Here is a 23,904-nt window from a genome sequence, read left to right as displayed (position 1 = left end):
TGACTTATCTATTTTGGCCCATTAAACGACCAGACTCGTCGTCCAATTCAGTCTCATAGTAAGCCTATTCGTTTAAATATATCACAACATCTGCTGACTTTCTTCCCGTTTGAACCGTCAGACAACAGCGGCTTATCACCCATCCTTATGGATAGTGAGTCGACTGCTTAACGCCTAACCCTTTAGTCGTCAGCCATACTCTAGCTGCCAAGGGACGAGTCGATAACTGACTCGCAACATCCCTTGGCCACAACGACAGGGAATGCCTTCAAAGGCGTGGGGATGGGCTATTTTTGATGGTTTGCTTGGCCTCAATGGCGCATTCTGAGCGTTAGCAATGGCCTGACGGACTGCCTGCAACTTCCTCTTACGACAGGCATTGGCTAGCCAACCATAATGGCGAATGCGCATGAAGCCATGCGGTAACACATGCTGTAAGAAACGCCGCAAGAACTCCGCACCCGTCAACCTCATGACTTTAGAGTGGGCGTCCCGGTAGTCCTGATAGCGGAAGGTAACGTTGTGCTCATCGATGGCGATAAGACGCGATTCGCTGATGGCTATTTTACGAGTGTAGCGCGATAGATAGCGTACAACGGTTTCTGCTTTATGCAGGCAAGGCTTTCCATAAACAACCCACTCCTTTTGCATCAGCTCACGGAGCCGTTTGTTGACCTCACCAGCATTTGTAATACGGCTCAATTCTCCTTTGTAGCTGGCTGCTCGTAAGGCGCTGACCATCTTGCCTCGAAACAAATGGGACAAGGCTCTGACAGGAAACAGGTAGTTGTTTTTCGCAGCGTGCCAATGGCCATCGTCTCCGAGTGCGCCACCAGGGATCAAGCAATGTAGATGTACATGCTGACTGAGGTTCTGCCCCCAGGTATGCAAAACTGCGGTGGCCGCTAATTGTCCATTCAGGCGCTTTGAGTCGTGCCCGAGCGTATTAAGCGTCTCCCAAACACTGGCAAATAGGGCGCTATAAATAACGCGCGGGTGCAGGCGCACCCAGCCGTTTAGGTCGTGCGGCAACGTAAACACTAAATGGAAATACGGGGCATTAACGACATTACTCAACTCTCTTTCTAACCACTGTTCGCTAGCGCCTTGCTGACAACGCGGGCAATGTCGATTACGACAGGCATGATACAAGCGCTGCGCTTGACCGCAATCATGGCAATGTAATTGAAAACCGCCCAATGCTGCCGTACGGCAACGCTGTATTTGATGGCAGACCTTATACTGCTGCGGTGAGAGAGTGGGTAGTTGCGGCTGAAATTGGCTAACGACCTGGGCTAGTCGCTGCATGACTGATTAAAATGTAGGCCCTTCACCAAATCAACCACTGGGCTGTCACCCGGACTATCCGCTAACCAGTGTGTATAACGACTCGTGGTACTGAGATGGCTATGCCCTAAAATACGTTGCAACTGATGAATGGGCATACCTGCCTGCAACGAATGCGTGGCAAAGGCATGCCGCAAACTGTGAACACCACCCTGCTTGCCAATGTCTGCTGTTTTCTTACTGGCACGATAGCACTTTTGCACCGTGGTAATGCTCAATGCATTCCCTTCTTGCCCTGGAAATAGCCAGAGGTTGGGTCGGTACTGTTGCCAATATTCTCTCCATTGCTGCAATAAGGACTCAGGAATAGGAACATAGCGGTCTTTACCCCCTTTGCCCTGAACCACATGCAGCAATTGACGTTCGCCATCAATCTCAGAGAGTCGAATATGCACTAGCTCACTGACGCGAAGGCCGCAGCCATAGGCACTTAGCAGCAGTAAACGATACTTCGGGTGGGAAGGTTGACGGGTTAATCGTTGCACGTCCTGACGCGTTAACAGGTCAGGCAAGCGCTGTTGCCCTTTGGGGAGTGTGAAACGATAGTCTGAAAACGCAACATCCTCAAGCACGAAAGCATAGAGAAAGCGCACACCATTAAAATACTGGCGACAAGTAGACGCTGACACGCCGCGTGCCTTCAACAGCCATAATAACCAAGCCTGAATGTCTTCAGGGGTGATTAACTCAGGTGAGCGATGATAATATCGACACAGCTGTTCAACTGCATAAACATACGACTTGATGGTACTGGCTGAACAGCCACGAAGGACCAACGTATCAAGCATCCGTTGGCGTAGAGGACTGACTTTCATGATAAACCGCCTTTAATTGTCTGTTTAATAACAATTAAAGTTTGGCTCATTTATAGAAAATTACTTGAAAACCAGTAAGCTACCGCGAAGCGGTTTAGTTCAACAGTCCATTAAGAAGGTCTAAGACCTTTTAATATATTATCAGGACTTAAACCTTTGTTTTTTCGCAAACAAAAACTAGAAATAGCCCCTAAACCACTAAAGTCAAAGTAGTTTTAATGTCTCTAAAAACACTCCCAACACTGTTATCAGGGCTTGAGCACTTGTTTCAGCCTATATTTTGACACACTACTTGCGAACTTCAGGTCATTATTCAGCCAAAACAGTGCAATATCAAGAAGTGATATAAAAACATCCATCGTAACCTCAAGTAGCGCCATAGGTAATCAATACCTTAAACGCAGTCCTTACGCGCAAAGCGCGTCGGCGAAGAGCAAGGTATTGATTATCTTTGAAGCGGCAGTAATGGAAATAAAGAATATTCAACGACTTATTCGTTGGCCACCAAATACCACGATGCAGCACATACCTGAGCTTTCCATAGACACCTCTTTACCCAAATCTCATTAACTTTAGGTTAACTGCCGAACGGTATAATGGCAGGTTAGGGGATAATTCAGATTTAACGCTTAGCAAATTATAAAAATAAGTATCTGAATACATACAAATCATGTGGTTACCTGATCTAGTACAGGTGCAACCACAAGATAAAAAAACAATAAAGATGAGTAAGAAATGAATCTAAGTAAGCTATTAAGCAGCACTTTAATTTCACTGATTCCAAGTTTTCACACCAAATGGATCACTGATCCTTTGGCGTGCATCCCATGGCGCTCTATGAAACCGCTACTAATTGCATTCTTCTCATTGTATGTACTGACTGTGTCTACTGTTCAGGCCACTACATTTACCGAAACGGTGCCAAACAACAATGGTGCGATTCCAGTGACCTACCCTGCGGTTGGTGGAACCATGGTGGTGCTAATCGGTGCCAACGGAAATATTTATTATCAGTTTGTAAACCCATCAACTCAGTTCATTGGCTTTGAGCAAACAGGTTCCCCAGCTGCCTTTCAAGGTAGTCCTTTTCAACTTGGCCCAACCCAAGTACTTAACTGTGGAACAGTGACTTGCTCAACGTATTTTGGTGGCTCAATTGTTGAAGGTTATGTTCGTCTAACCGCACGAGATGGTGATGCTTGTGTCGGTAACTTCGATGAAGACGACGTTTTTTTTCTTCTAAACGGGTATACCGTTTCTAGCTTTACTGGCCCATTGACTGAACGTACAAATACAACGGGTACAGTCTCTAACGGTTTTGAAAACTGCTTTAGAAACCAAGGCGCTACCGAAACGAGTACCGCTTGGTTTGATCTAGCACCTGTCACAGGCCTACTAGACGATATTTTAACAACGGGTAGCACAACGCCTGAAGTACTTGATTTAGACGGTAGTGCAACGCGAGGCGATAACTTTTGGTACTTCACCGATGGTGACGATGCAACGGGTACACCGGAAGTTGCACCGGGTATTACTATTGAAAAGTTTGCTGACAAAACAAATTATTCTGTGGTTGGTGAAGTCTTAAACTATGATTTTGTCGTCACAAACATTGGCTCGGTCATACTAAACAACGTTGCCGTCGTCGACTCATTTATTACAGGCACAGTGAGCTGCCCTAAGACCACACTAACCAGTGGCGAGACTATGACCTGCTCTGGCGCACACACGGTCTCGCAACAAAACTTAGATGACGATGTTGTCTTTGTTAACACAGCGAACGTAACCGCTGACCCAACAGAGGGAACAATCGGTAATGTCTCGGGCACACTAACAGTGTCAGGGCCTACTATTGAGCCTACGCTAACCGTTTCAAAGGTTGCGTCTAAAACAGTTGATGCGGTTTTGGGTGATGTCATTACTTACACCTATACCGTCAATAATATCGGTGAGTTAACGATAGAAGATGTCACGGTCTCTGACGCACACTCAGGCTCTGGCACGTTATCTGCCATCGCTGGCGATTCAATTATTGCTAACCCTAACGGCCTAAGTACTGACGCTAGCGCTGATGGCAGTATTGACTCTCTTTCTCCGGGTGGTTCTGCGACTTTTACTGCAACTTACACTATCACTCAGGATGATATCGATGCGGGTGTTGATGTAACAAACATTGCAACCGCAACAGGTACGCCAAAGCGTGGCACATTAGTTGACCCTACTGCCAATGCAGCTGTGGCGATGACGCAGCCAGTGCCAAGCCTGACGATAGAAAAGGCAACGGCTAGCACACCGGCTAAGAAAAACGACACGCTGGTATATACATTTGCCGTTGAAAACACAGGTAATGTATCGATCAATAGTATTGTAGTTACTGATGCAAAGTGCGCGACTGCACCAACTTTGGTTAGTGGCGATACTGACTCTGACACCGCATTAGATGTCACTGAGACACATGTTTATAGCTGTACTTCTATTGCCGTGACTCAAGCAGAAGTAGATGCAGGAACGGTTGATAACAATGTTAGCGTTTCAGGTACGCCAGCAGGCGGCACGCTTGCGCCTGCAACGGATGACCTACAGACACCGATTACAGCAACACCTTCTTGGACGCTAGACAAGACATCTAGCTCAACGCCAACGGCTGCAAACGATACCGTCTCTTACAGCTTCACCCTAACCAACACTGGTAACGTTACTGTTTCAGGCATTAGCTTAGCGGATGCCCAGTGTGATGCTGCACCGACCTCACCTGCTAGCGGCGACAGTAACGCCAATAGTATTTTAGAAACGGATGAGATCTGGGTTTACAGCTGTGATCATACGGTGACTCAAGCAGAAATTGACGCGGGAACAGTTGATAACACAGCGACGGCTTCAGGTACTCCAGCAGGTGGCTCACTAGCACCCGAGTCAGCAAGTTTTAATATTCCTGTGACAGCAACGCCAAGTCTTGAACTCGTTAAAACGGCTCAAGCGATTAGCTCAGCACAATTTGTTGTTGGCGCAACCGTGACGTATGACTATCTAGTCACTAACTCAGGTAATGTCACGATTACCACGCCTATTACCATCGATGATAACTTGATCCCAACAGGTATTACCTGTGACCCATGGCCTGCTGCTGGCGTAGCACCTACTGGCACTTATAACTGTGTCGGTACTTACACAGTGACAGTGGCGGATGTTGCTTTGGGCAGTACCACTAACTTAGCAACAGCAACAGATGGTACAACTACCTCTCCAACGGATTCGGCTACGGTTCCAAGTGGCGCAACACCTGCAATTACGATTACTAAAAGCTCAGTTGATACTAGCTTTGCGACGCTAAACCAAGCACTGACTTATACCTACAACGTTGAAAACACGGGTAATGCGTCATTAGTGGCAGACGTAACGGTGTCAGATAATAAAATTAACGGTGGCACGCCATTCGTATGCTGGACATCAGTCCCTGCTTCAGACCCAGACTTCACGCCTGGTGAAATCATTAGCTGTACCGCTACTTATAATGTCACTCAAGCAGACTTGGATGCTGGTTTTGTCACGAATGAAGCGAGCGCGGAAACATCTCATACTGGCTCTCCATTATCTTCACAGGTTGCTGACCTAACGATTCCAGCGGTGCAAACACCAAGCTGGACACTGGATAAAACATCTAGCTCAACACCAACCGAAGCTGGCCAAATTGCTAGCTACAGCTTTAGCCTTGAAAACACAGGTAACGTCTCTGTTAGTACGATTACCTTAAGCGATGCGAACTGTAATGCGAGCACACTAACGCTAGACAGTGGTGATAACTCCCCTACTGGCACGCTAGAAGTTGATGAGACTTGGGTTTACAGCTGTGATCATACGGTGACGCAAGCGGAAGTTGATGCGGGTTCGGTTGATAATACCGCCACTGCGGCAGGTACACCTTCAGGTGGAACATTAGCGCCAGTGACAGCAACGAATAGTATTCCTGTTACAGCCACTCCATCTTGGACATTGGAAAAGGCATCTACTTCTACACCGACTGCAAAAGATGAGATTGTTACTTATAGCTTCACACTAACGAACACCGGTAACGTCACTGTTTCTGGTATTGCGTTGGTGGATGCACAGTGTGATGTCGCGCCTACTGCTCCAGCGAGTGGCGACCTAAATACAAACAGTGTTTTAGAAACGGATGAGATTTGGGTCTACAACTGTGATCATACGGTGACCCAAGCGGAAGTTGATGCGGGTACGGTTGATAATACGGCGACTGCAACAGGTACACCGGCGGGTGGCACATTAGCGCCTGTTACGGATACCCTTAATATTCCTGTTACACCTACTCCGTCTTGGACGCTGGACAAAACATCTAGCTCAACACCGACAGCTAAAGACGACGTTGTTACTTACAGCTTTAGCCTGACTAATACGGGTAACGTCACGTTATCTGGCATTGCGTTAGCCGATGCTCAGTGTGATGTCGCACCTACGGCTCCAACGAGTGGCGATCTAAATACAAATAGTATTTTAGAGACGGACGAGGTTTGGGTTTACGGCTGTGATCATACGGTTACACAAGCTGAAGTTGATGCAGGTTCGGTTGATAACACGGCGACTGCAACAGGCGCTGCGGCGGGCGGCACATTAGCGCCTGTTACGGATACACTTAATATTCCTGTCACCCCTACTCCGTCTTGGACGTTAGATAAAACATCTAGCTCAACACCCACTGCAAAAGATGATGTAGTTGCTTACAGCTTTACACTAACTAACACAGGCAACGTAACAGTGTCTGGCATTGGTTTAGCCGATGCTCAGTGTGATGTAACACCAACAGCACCTAATAGTGGTGACCTAAATACAAACAGTGTTTTAGAAACAGACGAGATCTGGGTCTATAACTGTGATCATACCGTGACTCAAACTGAAGTTGATGCAGGTTCGGTTGATAACACGGCGACGGCTACGGGTACTGCCGCTGGCGGTACATTAGCACCTGTGACAGACACACTTAACATTCCTGTAACTGCGACTCCGTCATGGACGTTAGACAAAGCTTCTAGCTCTACACCAACGGCGAAAGATGACATTGTTACTTACAGCTTCACACTAACTAACACGGGTAACGTGACGGTTTCAGGCATTGCTTTAGCGGATGCTCAGTGTGATGCAACACCTATCGCTGCTGACAGTGGCGATACAAATACTAATAATGTGTTAGAAACGGATGAAGTTTGGGTTTACAGCTGTGACCACACAGTGACTCAAGCGGAAGTTGACGCGGGAACGGTTGATAACACGGCGACGATGACTGGTACGCCAGCAGGTGGCACATTAGCCCCTGTGACAGACACGCTAAATATTCCTGTGACAGCGGCTCCATCATGGACACTCGATAAGACATCAAGCTCAGTGCCTAGCGCTGAAAACGATATCGTTGCTTACAGCTTTACCCTAACTAACACGGGTAACGTGACTGTTTCAGGCATTGCGATTTCTGATGCTCAATGTGATGCAGCACCTACTACGCCTGATAGTGGCGACAGCAATACTAATAGTGTTTTAGAGACTGATGAAGTTTGGGTTTACAGCTGTAATCACACAGTGACACAAGCAGAAATCGATGCGGGAACGGTTGATAACACCGCAACGGCAACGGGTACTTCGGCTGGCGGAACGCTGGTACCGGTGACTGCCACTAACAGCATTCCTGTGGCTGCTGCGCCTGCACTAGACTTTATTAAAACAGCGCAATCAATGGCACCCGCTGATTATATTGTTGGTGCGACGGCGACTTATGATTACTTAGTGACGAATACGGGTAACGTGACCATCACTAGCCCTATTACCGTCAATGACAACTTGATTCCTGCTGCTAATATCACCTGTGATCCATGGCCAGCAGCAGGTGTTGCACCAACAGAAACGTATAGCTGTGTCGGTACTTACACCATCACTATTAACGATGTTGAATTGGGTAGTACCACTAACCTAGCATCGGCAACCGATGGCACAACAACGTCACCAACAGGATCGGCGACTATTCCAGCGGGTGCAACTCCAGCAATTACCTTAGTGAAAAGCTCTGTTGATACCACGTTTGCGACACTAAACCAGACAGTGACTTACACCTATAAGGTCACTAATAGCGGTAATGCCTCGTTTGTAGCCGATGTATTAGTGTCGGACAATAAAATCAATGGCGGGACTCCGTTTGTATGCTGGACGTCGGTACCGACTACTGATCCGGACTTTACGCCTAACGAAGAGATCAGCTGTGACGCTACTTATACTGTTACGCAAGCTGACTTAGATGCTGGTTTTGTAACGAATGAAGCTAGTGCGGAAACAACTTATGCACTCACTACGAATGTTTATGCGCCTGCTGTTGACCTAACGATCAATGCAGCACAAACACCGAGTTGGTCGTTGGATAAATCATCCTCGTCTATGCCAACGGCAGCGGGCCAACTGGTTAGCTACAGCTTTAGCCTTGAAAATACGGGTAATGTGACTGTTAGCGCGGTTAACTTGAGCGATCCTAAATGTGACGCGGGAACACTTAGTTTAGATAGTGGTGATAACGCGCCACTAGGCACTTTAGAAGTTGATGAAACATGGATTTATAGCTGTGATTATACCGTTACCCAGGCAGAAATTGATGCGGGTAGCGTTGAAAATACAGCGACTGCGGCAGGTACACCTGCTGGTGGCACACTGGCAAATGCAACTGACGACAATACGATTTCAGTCGTTGCTGACCCTAAGTGGACACTAAGCAAAACGTCTAGCTCGACACCAACAGCAGTTGGTCAAATCGTTAGTTATACCTTTGCCCTAGAAAACACGGGTAATGTGACGGTTAGCGGTGTGACATTAACTGATGCTCAGTGTGATATTGCAACACTGGCTTTAGATAGCGGCGATGCGGCAACGATGGGCTCGCTGGATGTTGATGAAATTTGGAACTACAGCTGTGACCATAGCGTTACTCAAGCAGAGGTAGATGCGGGTTCGGTAGAAAACTTTGCTTCTGCAACGGGTACACCGGCTGGTGGAACGTTATCAGATGCACCTGCAGATCTGAGCATCGCTATTCCGAGAGATCAGAGTTGGACGCTGGATAAAACGTCTACTTCAACGATCACCCAAAAAGATGACATCGCTACTTACTCATTTACACTTGAGAATACGGGTAATGTGTCTATTACATCCGTTGTTTTAGCGGATACACAATGTGACGTTGCGCCAACGACTCCAGATAGTGGTGACAATGCACCGTTCAATGTTTTAGACCATGATGAAACTTGGGTGTTTAGCTGTGACCACACAACGACTCAAGCGGAAGTTGATGCGGGCTCGGTTGATAACACGGCGACTGCAAGCGGTACTACTCAAGAAGGCGGACTAGCGAATGTTAGTGCGACTCATAGTATTCCTGTGGTCCCTGCTCCGGCTTGGACATTGGATAAGACATCTAGCTCTGCACCGACTCAAAAAGACGATGTCGTAACATATAGCTTTGCTCTAACTAATACAGGTAATGTCACAGTCTCTGCGATTACATTCGCGGATGCTCAGTGTGATGCTTTACCAACAGCGCCAGACAATGGTGATGCGAATGCGAACTCTGTTTTAGAAACGGATGAGGTTTGGGTTTACAGCTGTGATCATACGGTGACTCAAGCTGAGGTTGATGCGGGTTCGATTGATAACACGGCTTCGGCAAGTGGTACGCCAGCAGGTGGAACGTTGCCAGCTGCTCCTGCGACTAACAGCATTCCTGTAACGCCTACGCCATCTTGGACATTGGATAAAACATCTAGCTCAACCCCAACTCAAAAAGATGATGTTGTGTTGTATAGCTTTGCTCTAACCAATACGGGTAACGTCACTATATCTGCGATCACTTTCGCGGATGCGCAATGTGATGCTTTACCAACAGCACCAAATAGTGGTGATGCGAATACTAATTCTATTCTAGAAACAGATGAGGTTTGGGTTTATAGCTGTACCCATACGGCTACTCAAGCTGAAATTGATGCTGGCTCGGTTGATAACACAGCTTCGGCAAGTGGAACACCAGCGGGTGGAACGTTGCCAGCGGCTCCAGCGAGCAACAGTATTCCTGTAACACCTACGCCATCTTGGACATTGGATAAGACATCTAGCTCTACGCCAACACAAGCCGGTGATGTAGCGGTTTATAGTTTTAACCTTGAAAACACGGGTAACGTTAGCATTACTGGCGTTGCGTTAGCTGATGCTCAGTGTGATGTAGCACCAACGACGCCTAACAGTGGTGATCTTAATGCTAACGTTGTATTAGATACGGATGAAGCTTGGGTTTATAGCTGTAATCATACGGTTACTCAAGTTGAGGTTGATGCGGGTTCGGTTGATAACACGGCTTCTGCAAGTGGTACGCCAGCGGGTGGAACGCTCCCTGTTGCACCTGCAACTAACAGCATTCCTGTTACGCCGACGCCATCTTGGACACTGGATAAAACATCTAGCTCTACTCCAACACAAGCCGGTGATGTAGCTGCTTATAGCTTCAGCCTTGAGAACACAGGTAATGTCAGCATCTCTGGTGTTGCGTTAACTGATGCTCAGTGTGATGTTGCACCGACGGCACCTGACAGTGGTGACGTAGCAAATACAGGTATTTTGGACACAGGCGAAACTTGGGTTTACAGCTGTAACCATAACACTACTCAAGCTGAAATTGATGCTGGAAGTGTTGATAACGCTGCGTCTGCAAGCGGTACACCAGCGGGTGGAACACTGCCTGTAGCACCTGCCACTCACAGCATTCCTGTGATTGCCGAGCCAAGCTTAGCAATGGTTAAAACGGCTCAAAACTTGGCACCAGAAGACTTCGTTGTCGGTGCAGTTGCGACCTATGATTACCTAGTGACTAATACGGGTAACGTTACAATCACCTCCCCTATTACGGTGAGCGATAACCTGATTCCTGCTAGCAATATCACCTGTGATGCATGGCCAGCAGCGGGTGTTGCACCGTCAGCAACGTATAGCTGTGTCGGTACTTACACGATTACGATCAATGATGTGGCGATTGGTAGTACCACTAACCTTGCTACGGCAAGCGATGGCACAACGACTTCACCAACAGACTCTGCAACGATCCCAAGTGGTTCGATGTCAGCAATTACTCTGACTAAAAGCTCTGTGGATACGGTCTTTGCTACGCTTGGTCAAACGCTGACTTATACCTATGATGTTGAAAACACGGGTAATGCGTCATTAGTCGCAGATGTGATGGTGTCTGATAATAAGATCAATAGTGGGACTCCGTTTGTGTGCTGGGCTTCAATAGCAGCAAACCCTGACTTTACAGCAGGCGAGATCGTGAGCTGTGAAGCAACTTATTTGGTTACTCAAGCAGACTTGGATAATGGCTCTGTAACGAATGAAGCCAGTGCTGATACTGAATACCTTGGCTCTGTTATCTCGGCACCTGCTGTTGATTTGACGATTGATGCGGATCAAACGCCATCATGGACATTAGATAAAACGTCTAGCTCGGCACCGACTCAACAAGGCGATATTGCAACGTATAGCTTTAGCCTGGAAAACACCGGAAATGTGAGTATTTCTAGTGTTGTATTTACTGATGCTCAGTGTGATGTGACTCCGACAACACCAGACAGTGGTGATGTGGCGAATATCGGTACTTTGGATACCGATGAGACTTGGGTTTATAGCTGTGACCATACAGTGACTCAAGCTGAGGTTGATGCCGGAAGTGTTGATAACTCGGCATCTGTGAGCGGTACACCAGCGGGTGGAACACTGCCAGCTGCACCTGCGACTAATAGTATCCCTGTTACTCCAACTCCTTCATGGACGCTGGATAAAACATCTAGCTCAGCACCTACCCAGAAAGACGATATTGCGGTTTATAGTTTTAGTCTTGCGAACACGGGTAATGTGAGCATTTCAGCGGTGACCTTAGCGGATGCGCAGTGTGATGTAGCGCCTACGACTCCTGATAGCGGTGATGTAGCGAATATAGGTATTTTGGACACAGATGAGACGTGGATTTACAGCTGTAATCATACGGTTACTCAAGCTGAAGTTGATGCTGGAAGTGTTGATAACTCTGCTTCTGCGAGTGGTACGCCAGCGGGTGGCATACTGCCAGCGGCTCCAGCGACCAACAGTATTCCTGTAACGCCTACTCCATCTTGGACATTAGATAAGACATCTAGCTCGACGCCTACTCAGAAAGACGATATTGCGGTTTATAGCTTTAGTCTTGAGAACACAGGTAATGTCAGCATTACTGGCGTGGCGTTAGCGGATGCTCAGTGTGATGAAGCACCTACGACGCCAGATAGTGGTGACGTAGCGAACATTGGTACTTTGGATACCGATGAGACTTGGGTTTATAGCTGTAACCATACAGTGACTCAAGCTGAAATTGATGCGGGATCCGTCGATAATACGGCTTCAGCTAGTGGTACGCCAGCCGGTGGAGCACTGCCTCCAGCACCTGCGACTAACAGCATTCCTGTTATACCGACACCATCTTGGGCTTTAGGGAAAACTTCAAGCTCTACACCAAGACAAGCCGATGACATTGCGGTCTACAGCTTTAGCCTTGAAAACACAGGTAATGTCAGCATCACAGGTGTTGCTTTGGCAGATGCTCAGTGTGATGTCGTACCAACAACGCCTAACAGTGGTGATCTTAATGCTGACTCGGTATTAGATACGGGTGAAACTTGGGTTTACAGCTGTAATCATACGGTAACTCAAGCGGAAGTTGATGCTGGAAGTGTTGATAACACGGCTTCGGCTAGTGGTACGCCAGCGGGTGGAACACTGCCTGCAGCACCGGCAACTAACAGCATTCCAGTTACACCTACGCCCTCTTGGACACTGGATAAAACATCTAGCTCTACACCAACACAAGCAGGTGATGTAGCGGTTTATAGCTTCAATCTTGAGAACACAGGTAACGTTAGCATCTCTGGTGTTGCGTTAACTGATGCTCAGTGTGATATTGCACCGACTACTCCTGAGAGTGGTGACGTGGCAAATGTAGGTATTTTGGACACAGGTGAGGTTTGGGTTTATAGCTGTAGCCATACGGTTACTCAAGCTGAGATTGATGCTGGAAGTGTTGATAACTCAGCTTCGGCTAGTGGTACTCCAGCGGGTGGAACACTGCATGTAGCGCCTGCAAGTAACAGTATTCCTGTCACTGCAGAACCAAGCCTGGAACTCGTTAAAACGGCACAAAACATGGCGCCTCAAGACTTCATTGTTGGCGCGGTTGCGAACTACGATTACCTTATTACTAATACCGGTAACATCACGATCACCTCCCCTATTACGGTAAGTGATAACCTCATTCCTGCGAATGATATTACGTGTGATGTATGGCCAGCAGCAGGCATTGCTCCAGCAGCAACCTACAGTTGTGTGGGTACTTACACAATTACGGTTAATGATGTCGCGATTGGTAGTACGACTAACCTTGCAACAGCGAGCGATGGGACGACGACTTCACCAATGGATTCTGCAACGATTCCAAATGGTGCGACATCAGCAATTACTCTGACTAAAAGTTCTGTAGATATTGTCTTTAATACGCTTGGTCAAACACTGACGTATACCTATAACGTTGAAAATACAGGTAATGCTTCACTCGTTACTGACGTGACCGTGTCAGACAATAAAATCAATGGTGGCACACCGTTTGTTTGCTGGACTTCTACAACAGCCAACCCTGACTTTACAGCAGGTGAAACGGTTAGCTGTGAAGCGACTTACCTAGTCACCCAAGCGGACTTAGATAATGGCTTTGTGATGAATGAAGCGAATGCTGAAGCGGAATATTTAGGTTCTAGCATCTCTTCACCAGCAGTTGACCTGACGATTGATGCAGATCAAACGCCATCATGGGCGCTAGACAAAACATCTAGTTCTACTCCAACACAAGCAGGTGACATTGCGGTTTATAGCTTTAGCCTTAAAAACACAGGTAACGTCAGCATTTCGACTGTGACGTTTACAGATGCACAGTGTGATGCAACACCTTCAAGCCCGAACAGTGGTGATCTCAATACTGACTCGGTATTAGACACAACTGAAACTTGGATTTATAGCTGCAACCATACAGTTACTCAAGCAGAAGTTGATGCGGGAAGTGTAGATAACACAGCTTCTGCAAGTGGCACACCAGCAGGTGGATCACTACCAGCTGCACCGGCGACTAATAGTATTCCTGTCGCACCAACACCATCTTGGACGCTAGACAAAACTTCTAGCTCTACTCCAATACAAGCAGGCGACATAGCGGTTTATAGCTTTAACCTTGCAAACACAGGTAACGTCAGTATTTCTGGCGTCGCACTATCTGATGCTCAGTGTGATGTTGCACCTACGACGCCGAACAGCGGTGATCTAAATGCTAACTCAGTACTAGACACAACTGAAAATTGGATTTACAGCTGTAGCCACACGGTTACTCAAGCTGAAATTGATGCTGGAAGTGTTGATAACTCTGCGTCTACAAGCGGTACGCCAGCAGGTGGAACGCTCCCTGTAGCACCTGCGACGAACAGCATTCCGGTAACACCTATTCCATCTTGGACGCTAGATAAAACATCTAGCTCTACGCCAACAAAAGCAGGTGATATCGCTGTATACAGTTTCCGTCTTGAAAACACAGGTAACGTCAGCATTACAGGCGTTTCACTGGCTGATGCGCAATGTGATACAGCACCAGGCTCACCTAACAGTGGTGACCTAAATGCTAACTCTGTATTAGACACAACTGAAACTTGGATTTACAGCTGTAGCCATACGGTTACTCAAGCTGAAGTTGATACAGGAAGTGTTGATAACACAGCGTCTGCAAGCGGTACACCAGCGGGTGGAACACTCCCTGCTGCGCCTGCCACGAACAGCATTGCAGTAACACCTACTCCATCTTGGACACTGGATAAAACATCTAGCTCAACACCAACACAAGCGGGTGATATTGCGGCTTATAGCTTTAGCCTAGAAAACACCGGTAACGTAAGCATCTCAGGTGTGACACTAGCGGATGCACAGTGTGATGTAGCACCAACAAGCCCTGACAGTGGTGATGCTACTAATACAGGTGTTCTAGACACAAATGAAACTTGGGTTTACAGCTGTAGCCACTCGGTTACACAGGCTGAAATCGATGCTGGAAGTGTTGATAATTCTGCTTCTGCAAGCGGTACGCCAGCGGGTGGAACATTGCCTACGGCACCAGCTACTTACAACATCCCTGTAACAGCTGAACCTAGCCTAGTGATGGTTAAAACTGCACAAACAATGGCTCCAGAAGACTTTATTGTTGGTGCTGTGGCGACCTACGATTACCTCGTTACCAACACAGGTAATGTCACAATCACTTCGCCAATTACGGTAAATGACAACCTGATTCCCGCGAATGACATCAGCTGTGATGCATGGCCTGCGACAGGTGTTGCACCAGCAGCTACTTATAGCTGTGTCGGTACTTACACGATCACACTTAATGATGTAGCGATTGGTAGTACCACTAACCTTGCAACAGCAACGGATGGTACAACCACATCCCCTACTGACTCAGCGACTATTCCAAATGGTGCGACATCAGCAATCACGCTGACAAAAACCTCAGTGGATACGACCTTCGCTACACTTGGTCAAACATTGACGTACACCTACACGGTTCAGAACACGGGTAATGCTTCACTAGTAGAAGACATCTCGGTTTCTGACAATAAAATCAATGATGGCGCGCTGTTTGTTTGCTGGACTTCAACAACGGCAAACCCTGACTTCACTGCGGGTGAAACGATTAGCTGTGAAGCGACTTACTTAGTCACACAAGCGGACTTAGATGATGGTTTTGTAACGAATGAAGCGAGTGCCGAAGCAGCATACCTAGGTACAAGCATCTACTCGCCAGCGGTTGATCTAACAATTAATGCTGACCAGACGCCTTCATGGACGCTGGACAAAACATCTAGCTCTACACCAACGCAAGCAGGTGATGTGGCTGTTTATAGCTTTAGTCTTGAAAACACAGGTAATGTCAGCATCACTGGTGTGACATTAACGGATGCTCAGTGTGATGTAGCACCGACAACGCCTGACAGTGGCGACCTAAATGCTAATTCGGTACTAGATACCGGTGAGACTTGGGTTTACAGCTGTAGCCATACGGTTACTCAAGCGGAAATTGATGCTGGAAGCGTTGATAACTCTGCGTCTGCAATCGGTACGCCAGCGGGTGGAACATTGCCAGCGGCACCTGCTAGCAACAGCATTCCTGTCGCACCAACACCGTCCTGGACGCTAGATAAAACATCTAGCTCTACACCGACACAACAAGGTGATATTGCGGTTTACAGCTTTAGCCTTGAAAACATGGGTAACGTAAGCATTTCGACTGTAACGCTAACAGATGCAAAATGTGATGCAGCACCGACGGCTCCTGACAGTGGCGATCTTAATGCTAACTTAGTATTAGATACCGATGAGGCTTGGGTTTACAGCTGTAACCATACCGTTACTCAAGCTGAAATCGATGCTGGAAGCGTAGATAACTCTGCCTCTGCAAGTGGCACACCAACGGGTGGAACATTGCCAGCGGCACCTGCTAGCAACAGTATTCAAGTCGCGCCTACACCGTCTTGGACGCTAGATAAAACATCTAGCTCTACGCCAACACAAGCAGGTGATGTAGCGGTCTATAACTTTAGTCTTGAAAACACAGGTAACGTCACTATTTCTGGTGTCACACTAGTAGATCTTCAGTGTGATGTAGCACCGACAACGCCTGATAGCGGTGATCTCAATGATAACTCGACACTAGATACTGATGAGACGTGGATTTACAGCTGTAGCCATACGGTTACACAAGCTGAAATTGACGCGGGAAGCGTTGATAACTCTGCGTCTGCAAGCGGTACGCCAGCGGGCGGAACATTGCCAGCTGCACCAGCGACCAACAGTATTCCAGTAGCACCTACTCCGTCTTGGACACTGGGTAAGACATCCAGCTCTGCACCAACACAAGCAGGTGATCTAGCGGTTTATAGCTTCAACCTTGAGAACACAGGTAACGTCAGCATCTCTGGTGTTACGTTAAATGACGCTCAGTGTGATGTTGCGCCTACTGCTCCTGATGCTGGTGACCAAAATGCTAACTCAGTACTAGATACTGGCGAAACTTGGGTTTACAGCTGTAGCCATAGAGTGACTCAAGCTGAAATTGATGCTGGAAGCGTTGATAACTCTGCATCTGCAAGCGGTACACCAGCAGGTGGCACACTACCGACTGCGCCTGCAAGCAACAGCATTCCTGTAGCGGCAACGCCTAGCCTAGCACTGGTTAAAACAGCTCAAGCGATGGCGGCTGAAGACTTCATTGTTGGCGCGGTTGCGACTTACGACTACCTGATCACAAATACAGGTAACGTAACAATCACATCGCCAATTACAGTGAACGACAATCTGATTCCTGCGAATGATATTTCGTGTGACGCATGGCCGACTACGGGTGTAGCGCCAGCAGCAACGTATAACTGCGTGGGTACTTACACCATTACAGTGAGTGATGTAGCAATTGGTAGTACAACCAACCTTGCAACAGCAACGGATGGTACAACCACCTCCCCTACTGACTCTGCGACTATTCCAAGCGGTTCAACGTCAGCACTGACGATTACGAAAAGCTCGGCAGATTCGACCTTTAATACGGTTGGTCAAATCTTGACGTACACCTATGAAGTGGAGAATACAGGTAATGCTTCGCTGGTTTCTGATATCACAGTATCTGATAACAAAATCGACGGTGGTGCAGCCTTTGTTTGCTGGACTTCAACAGCTGCTGATCCTGACTTTACAGCAGGTGAAACCATTAGTTGTGATGCGAACTACTCGGTCACTCAAACTGACCTAGATAACGGTTTTGTCACCAATGATGCAAGCGCTGAGACCGAGTACTTAGGTACTATCATCTCTGCACCTGTTGTTGATTTGACGATTGATGCTGATCAGACACCAAGCTGGGTATTGATCAAAACATCTAGCTCTATGCCAACACAAGCAGGTGATATTGCGGCTTACAGCTTCAGCCTTGAAAACACAGGTAACGTAAGTATTTCAGGTGTTACCCTGACAGATGCGAAGTGTGATGTAGCACCAAGCTCTCCTGACAGCGGCGACCTAAATACTAACGCTGTGCTAGATACAGGCGAAACTTGGGCTTACAGCTGCAACCACACTGTAACCCTAGCCGAAATTGATGCTGGAAGCGTTGATAACTCAGCGTCTGCAAGCGGCACACCATCGGGTGGAAACCTACCTACTGCGCCTGCAACTAACAGCATTCCTGTAGCAGCAACGCCGAGCTTAGCACTGGTTAAAACAGCGCAAGCATTGGCCGCTGAAGACTTCGTTGTCGGTGCAGTTGCGATCTATGACTACCTTGTAACTAATACAGGTAACGTGACGATCACATCGCCAATCACGATAAACGACAACCTGATTCCTGCAAATGACATCAGCTGTGATGCATGGCCAGCGGCAGGTGTTGCGCCAGCAGCCACTTATAGCTGTATCGGAACCTATACGATCACGGTCGATGATGTAGCGATTGGTAGTACAACCAACCTTGCAACAGCAACAGATGGTACGACAACCTCTCCTACTGACTCTGCGACGATTCCAAGTGGTTCGACATCAGCTCTAACGATTACAAAGAGCTCTGTTGATACGACCTTCAATACGCTTGGTCAAGCTTTGACCTATAGCTACACGATTGAAAATACAGGTAATGCGGCATTGGTCTCTGACGTCACAGTAACTGATGACAAGATCAATAATGGAACGCCATTTGTATGCTGGACGTCTAGCTCGGCAAACCCTGACCTTACGGCAGGTGAAACGGTGAGCTGTGAAGCGACTTACTTAGTGACACAAGCAGATCTAGATAACGGCTTTGTGACGAATATCGCGAGCGCTGAAACGAACTACCTCGGTACGACGATTTCTGCACCTGCGGTTGAACTCACGATCAATGCGAACCAGGCACCAAGCTGGGCATTGAGCAAAACATCTAGCTCTACTCCGACTCAACAAGGCGATATTGCGGCCTACAGCTTCAACCTTGAAAACACGGGTAATGTGAGTATTTCTGGGGTAACACTAACGGATGCTAAGTGTGATATAGCACCTACCGCACCAGACAGTGGCGACCTAAATGCTGACAGTATTCTAGATGCGGATGAAACGTGGGTTTACAGCTGTGGACACACCGTCACTCAAGCAGAAATTGATGCGGGAAGCGTTGATAACTCAGCGTCTGCAAGCGGCACACCAGCAGGTGGAATATTACCAGCTGCACCTGCGACTCATAGCATTACGGTAACACCTGCGCCAAGCTTGGAACTGGTTAAAACAGCCCATACGCTAGACGCTCAGGACTATGTGGTTGGCGCGATTGCGACTTATGACTACCAGGTGACTAACACGGGTAATGTCACGATCACTTCGCCAATAACTATTGATGACAACCTGATCCCTGCTAGCGGCATCACGTGTGATGCGTGGCCAGCAACGGGCGTAGCGCCAGCAGCAACCTATAGTTGTGTGGGTACTTACACCATTACAGTGGATGATGTTGCACGTGGTAGCACGACCAATATTGCAACAGCAACCGATGGCACAACAACATCACCAACTGATTCTGCAACGGTTCCAAGCAACTCGACTTCAGCAATCACGCTGACTAAGAGCTCTGTGGATACGGTCTTTAATACTCTAAATCAAACGTTGACGTATACCTATACGATTGAAAACACTGGCAATGCATCATTGGTTGCTGATGTCACAGTATCTGACAACAAGATCAATGATGGCGCGCCGTTTGTATGTTGGTCATCAACGACGGCTAATCCAGACCTAACCGCTGGTGAAACAGTCAGCTGTGAAGCTACTTACCAAGTCACACAAGCTGACTTAGATGGCGGCTCTGTGACCAATGAAGCGATCGCTGAAACAAACTACCTCGGTAGTAGCGTCACTTCACCGGTTGTTGACCTAACGATAGATGCTGAACAAGCGCCTTCATGGACACTTGAAAAGACATCAAACTCTACACCAACAGCCAAAGATGACATCGCGGTTTATAGCTTTAGTCTAGAAAACACAGGTAACGTCAGCATCTCAGATGTGACATTTACTGATGCTAAGTGTGATGTTGCTCCGACGACTCCTGACAGTGGTGACACTGCAAACGCAGGTATCTTGGACACTGATGAAACATGGGTTTACAGCTGTAACCACACTGTGACTCAAGCAGAAATAGATGCAGGAAGTGTTGATAACTCAGCGTCGGCTACGGGTACGCCAGCAGGTGGAACATTACCGACTGCACCAGCAAGCCATAGCATTGAAGTAATCACTACGCCGACATTATCAGTCGTTAAACCAGCGCCTATAAATCTTGATGAAGATGACAATGGTGAAATCAGTGCAGGCGATACGTTGCAGTACACAGTGACAGCAACCAATACAGGCTCTGTAACACTAACGAACCTAAAGCTTGTTGATAGCTTATTAGCCGCGCCAAACGACACGATGACTTGTGCAACGGTTGCACCTTTAGCGACGTGTGTTCTTTCAGGAGAATATGTTGTAACAGCAGCAGATGTTACCGCTGGTGAAATCGTTAATAACGCTACGGCCAATAGTGACCAAACGGCTGAGTCTACCGCTAGCAACACCAGCGCGATTCTCTCCCCTGCTGCAACACTAGAAAAATCTTCACCGACAAATGCTGATGAAGATGGCAATGGTGTGGTCAGTGAAGGCGATACGTTGACGTATACCATCACAATGACTAACACAGGAACCGCAACGCTTAGTAATGTCGTAGTGAGTGATCCGATGATTACGCCAAACACATTAAGCTGTGCGACATTGGCACCAGAAGCTAGCTGCATATTAGTGGGTACCAAAGTAGTTGCTGAGTCTGACGTGGTTGCAGGTGAGATTGTGAATACTGCAAGTGGTGACGCTTCACAACTAGAACCACTCAGCGATAGCGTCACAACTAACACCGCTAACCCTGAAATCAGAGCCAGCAAGTCGGCGAGCGAACCACGCATTAATACGAATGGTAGCTTCGATATTGATTACACCATCATCGTCAAAAACACTGGCACGGTGGGACTCAATAACCTGACAGTGGTTGATGACCTTGCGACTCAACTGGGTACATCTCTAGTCTCTGTTGTCACAACGCCGAGCATTAGCTTTGTAAGCAACGCTTCTGGTAACTCTCAGCTACCGACTGCAAACGCTGCATTCACAGGTGTTACGCCTGAGACACAGCTAACCAGTGGCGCTGATGGCCAGTTGATGCCTAACGATAGCTACCAGTTAACCTTCACTGTACGTATCAACCCGAATGCTGAAAATGCTCCAAGCGAGTATACAAATCAGGCATCGGTGAGTGGTACAACAGGCAGCTTAACGATTGGTGACCTAACGGATAGTGGTAGTAACCCAGGTGCTGATAACACAGATGCGCCAACACCATTTACGCCGCCAGAGCAGCAACCAGAAGTGAGATCAACCAAGATTGCAGGCACGCCTGTACTCAATGCTGATCGCACATTCAACGTACCGTTTACGATCATTGTTAAGAATACAGGTAATGTGAATCTGACCACATTGAGCCTTGAAGACAATATGACGTCGAGTGATCAATTTGGTACGGCATTCCTTAACATCGTGACCGCACCGACGGTAACTATTAACCTAAACGACAGCGGTACAGCCATCGCTCCAACAGCGAATAGCAGCTTCGATGGGACAGCGAGTGACCCTAAACTATTGACTGGAACAGATGGTTTGCTCGGCCCACAAGACGAGTACACCGTCAGCTTCGTGGCAAGGGTTGATCCTTTTGTAGACGGCGCACCGTCAGAGCTTCGCAATCAGTCAATTACTGGCGCGACGGCTCCAAGTGGCTCTCGTCGATCTGATCTGTCAGATGCTAGAAACAATGACGGTAGTGATAACGCATCGCCTGATCCGTCAGCAAATACGGATGTTGCGACACTGCTTACACTGTCTGCATTTATGATTCCAGATGCTGAGCTATTGATTAGTAAAGTCGCTGCGAAATCTGAAGCCTCTGTGGGTGACCTTGTGCCTTACACCATTTTGGTGAAGAACAAGAGCAGCTTCATCGCTGAAGGTGTCAGCGTAGTTGATGACTTGCCGATCGGCTTCAAGATCAGCAAAGAAACCATCAAAGTGAAAACCTATGATGCAGATCACGCCTTGCTGACAACCAGTGATGCAAACACCTCAGGTAATGACCCTGTGACGATTGCAGACTTTACTGTTCCTGTTGAAGCCAACGGTTATATCAAGATCACTTACGTTGTGAAGATTGGTGCAACAGCTCAAACTGGCAAGCAATGTAATACGGCTCAAGCAACGGCGAGTGCAACCAGTAACATCGCAACGGCTTGTATCTCTGTTACGCAAGACAGCGGGCTCGACCAAGCAACGGTTATTGGTAAGGTCTTCCATGACCGTGATGGCGATGGTTTCCAAGACTCTGCGACAGCCACTGGCATCACCCTCAAAAGTGATTACTTCGGTTGGAACAGCTTGCAGTTGAACGCACTTGATGGTCGTTTAAGCATCTTGGATAAGCCAAGTAATTACCGCAAAGTGGTACGTATGCCCTACACCAAGAAGAATGACTTCATCGTCACGACTCGACAGGGAACGGTTATCAAGGTGGGTCATAACGGCCAAATCGAAACGGCACATACAGGGATGAAGCGTAAAGGCTTAACGGGTCAAGACCTTCGTGTAACGACTCGTCGTATTCGCGGTGTTCCAACGCAAACACCACTAGCGGCTAAACGAGTACCTGCGGTTGAAACCGATGTACTAGAAATCACAGTGACTAACCACGGTATTCTTGAAGAAGGTATTCCTGGTGTACGTCTTGCAAGTGTTGAAGGCTTACTAATAGAGACTGATGCATATGGTCGTTATCACTTGCCAGACCTTGACGGTGGACGCTTAGGAATCGGTAGAAATATCATTCTGAAAGTAGACATGTCTACGTTGCCAAGAGGTTCACGCTTTACGACTGAGAACCCAAGAGTCCTACGTATCACTGGCACGAAGTTGAATAAGATCAACTTCGGTGTGGAGCTTCCGGTAGAACTACAGAAAGTGCCTCATACCCATGAGCATAAAGACGTGGTTAAACAAGCTGCTCCTACCAAGGTACCAGCCAAGACTCAGGCAAAGCCTCAAGCCAAAGCAATGACAGTAGAAGTAGATTTAAAAGATGACTTCTTCGAGCCTAACAGCGTCCAGATACAAGCACGTAATAATGCTGTACTGGATAGAATTGCCAACAGCATCAAGCAGCATGGCAGTGGACATATCAAGATTTTGTCTAACGGTAATGCGGGTCTTGCTAAGCTTCGTGCTAACAGTGTTCGAAGAGCACTGCATGGCAAGCTAGGCAACATGATGGGCCACGTTAAAGTGGAAAGTACGCAATAGCATGACTTGCTAAGAATGCACCAGACAAGGACGTCTGGTCGTTCAAAGCAACGGTAAAAACACGAGTAATACCCCACTTGTCCAGTGTTTTTAACAACTTAGGCGCAACTAGATTACTATTAAAATTAAATAAAGCGCGCCACGCTAATAA

Annotated in this window: 3 protein-coding genes; 1 reads left to right on the top strand and 2 read right to left on the bottom strand. The window is 47.5% G+C overall.

Features of this window, described 5'->3' with window-relative positions:
• Nucleotides 1–189 precede the first annotated feature (189 nt).
• Nucleotides 190–1,308, bottom strand: coding sequence for an IS91 family transposase (locus DKT75_RS05235; RefSeq protein WP_109821550.1), 1,119 nt, complete (start codon nucleotides 1,306–1,308; stop codon nucleotides 190–192).
• Nucleotides 1,296–2,162: a tyrosine-type recombinase/integrase gene (locus DKT75_RS05230; RefSeq protein WP_109821551.1), complete on the bottom strand. Its 867-nt coding sequence runs from the start codon at nucleotides 2,160–2,162 to the stop codon at nucleotides 1,296–1,298. The genes DKT75_RS05235 and DKT75_RS05230 overlap by 13 nt, the downstream gene beginning before the upstream one ends.
• A 735-nt stretch (nucleotides 2,163–2,897) precedes the next feature.
• On the opposite strand from DKT75_RS05230, the gene DKT75_RS05225 reads away from it, so the two are divergent.
• Complete coding sequence (locus DKT75_RS05225; RefSeq protein ID WP_109822379.1) at nucleotides 2,898–23,753, top strand: DUF7507 domain-containing protein; 20,856 nt, start codon at nucleotides 2,898–2,900, stop codon at nucleotides 23,751–23,753.
• The last annotated feature ends 151 nt before the right edge of the window (nucleotides 23,754–23,904 follow it).

It is taken from the genome of Leucothrix arctica, from assembly GCF_003172895.1.
Taxonomy (GTDB): Bacteria; Pseudomonadota; Gammaproteobacteria; order Thiotrichales; family Thiotrichaceae; genus Leucothrix; species Leucothrix arctica.
This window is presented reverse-complemented; position numbering and strand designations above follow the sequence as displayed.

Coding starts and splice junctions, on each gene's coding strand:
- DKT75_RS05235 (WP_109821550.1), bottom strand. CDS start 1,308: ATGCAGCGACTAGCCCAGGTCGTTAGCCAATTTCAGCCGCAACTACCC.
- DKT75_RS05230 (WP_109821551.1), bottom strand. CDS start 2,162: ATGAAAGTCAGTCCTCTACGCCAACGGATGCTTGATACGTTGGTCCTT.
- DKT75_RS05225 (WP_109822379.1), top strand. CDS start 2,898: ATGAATCTAAGTAAGCTATTAAGCAGCACTTTAATTTCACTGATTCCA.